Annotated in this window: 1 protein-coding gene; it reads left to right on the top strand. The window is 61.1% G+C overall.

Annotated elements, in window-relative coordinates; genetic code table 11:
• Nucleotides 1–225: 225 nt before the first annotated feature.
• Nucleotides 226–1,830 (top strand): phospholipase D family protein, encoded by a 1,605-nt coding sequence (locus VIW95_RS04875; protein WP_331584296.1) that lies wholly within the window; start codon nt 226–228, stop codon nt 1,828–1,830.
• Nucleotides 1,831–2,110: the final 280 nt, after the last annotated feature.

Raw genomic sequence — 2,110 nt, 5'->3', positions numbered from 1 at the left:
GCCGAGAGGCGCGACACGCGGGGACGGCGGGCCAACGATAGCGCCGATTTGTGAGCGATATTGTTCGTAAACGGATGCGACGGTGATCGTCCTCGCAGGTAGCATCGAAGGCGTCAAGGCCCGCGACACTGTCGCTGAAGCTGAGGCCCCGCGACCGGGGTCAGGAATCAGCGACCGCACGGGCGGTATCTTTAATCGTAGACATTGTCGTGGCGGAACCGAAACATGGCGGCGAGCGGTCTCGCGATGCGCTTCGTAGCGTTCAGTCTTGTGGCCACGCTTATGGTCGGTTGCGCAACGTTGCCGCCCGGGACCGACTTCCCGAGGGTAGTGTCGATCGCGTTGACTCATCCCGAGGACACGCGGCTCGGCCGTCAGTTCGATGGCGCGGCGCGAAAGCATGAGGGGAATTCCGCATTTCGCCTACTTTCGGTGGGAGTCGACGGGTTCCTGGCTCGTGCGCAGATGATCAATACGGCCGAACGGACCCTCGATCTAGAATATTTTATCTTTCGTCAGGACGATACCGGCCAGTTGTTGACCGAGGCCTTGCTGCGCGCGGCCGATCGAGGGGTCCGAGTACGTGTCCTGGTCGATGACGGGGACACGCTCGAGGGCGATGAACAGATCGCAGCGCTGAGTGCACATCCAAAAATTGAGATTCGAATTTACAATCCGTTTACCTATCGCGGCCATACCGAGTTGTTTCGCGACATTGAATTCATGTTCAACGCGCCGCGGCTCGATTACCGGATGCACAACAAGCTGCTGGTTGTCGACGGCACGATCGCCCTCGTCGGGGGGCGCAATATCGGCGATCAGTACTTTCAGGTCGACCCCGAGTCACAGTTCGGTGATGACGATGTCTTTGTGGCGGGGCCGATCGCAAAGGACCTATCCAGGACATTCGATGAGTTTTGGAACAGCGATCTCGCGATCCCGGTTGCCGGACTTGGCAATGGAGAGCACTCGGACGCGGCTCTGGACGCCTACCGCAAGACCCTGGACGAACATCGCAGGGAGTTGAAGGCGGACCCGACCGATTATGCGAGCCGGGTTGCGAGCGGTGAGCCGCTCGCCGGGATGCTGTCCGGCAGGTTGCCGCTCGTGTGGGCGCGCGCGCAAGTAGTCTATGACAGCCCTGACAAGAGGCGCGTCAAAAAGGGGGAGATGGTCGGTGAGCTGATGCATCGGACGGTGGCTGACGCCGTGGCGGCAGTGCAGTCGGAGCTGTTGATAGTCACACCCTTCCTCATACCTGGAAACGGGGGAATGCGGCTGTTCAAGGACCTGCGCAAGCACGGCGTGCGCGTTCGGATCCTGACCAATTCGCTCGAGTCGACGCCGGAACTGGTGGCGCAGTCCGGTTACATGCGCTATCGCGTCCCTTTGCTCGAGGACGGCGTGGAACTCTATGAAGTACGTTCGCTACTGGGTAATGCCAGGGGCAGCGGCGAGTCGTCTGCGGCGGCGCGCTCCGGAAATTACACGCTGCACGCGAAGCTGTTCGTGTTCGATCGCCAGAGGTTGTATATCGGATCGATGAATTTCGACCAGCGTTCGCGCCGACTGAATACTGAAGTTGGATTGATTATCGACAGCCCCGAGTTGGCGCGCCAAACCGCGGTGCGCTTTGAATCGATCGCGGTTCCTGCAAATAGCTACGTGCCGGCGTTGCGTACAGATCAGACGGGTGGGCCGCCCAAGTTGATCTGGCGCACCCGGGAAGACGGAAACGACATCGAGTACGATTTGGAACCCGCGCGTAGTTCCTGGCAGCGAACGGAGGTTGAATTCCTCGCCCTGCTGCCGCTGGACAAGGAGCTCTGAGCGCTTTCGCGAACCCGGCCCGGCACTGGCGGCACGCGATAGGTGGTATTCCCCTCTTCTTGATGCCGAACGCGCCCATCCGTTCCTATTCGTCGATTGCGCTGGCAATGCCCCAGCCCGCCGCGCATGCGGTTCCGCCGGGCTCCCTGGTCGATGCCGACGCGAAACGACTTGCGCTACTCCGTGCGGTGCCGTTTCGCGCCTGGCAAACCACCGACGGCTGAAAGCGCGTGCTTCATCGCCCGGGCATCGGCCAGCCAGATAGCGCTCAAGCACGAGG

It is taken from the genome of Binatus sp. (SeqCode), from assembly GCF_036522015.1.
Classification (GTDB): domain Bacteria; phylum Desulfobacterota; class Binatia; order Binatales; family Binataceae; genus Binatus.
Note: the sequence above shows the minus strand (reverse complement) of the source record. Positions and strands in the feature narration are given on the sequence as shown.

Excerpts from the sequence above, each read along its gene's own strand:
- VIW95_RS04875 (WP_331584296.1), top strand. The coding sequence starts at position 226 with ATGGCGGCGAGCGGTCTCGCGATGCGCTTCGTAGCGTTCAGTCTTGTG.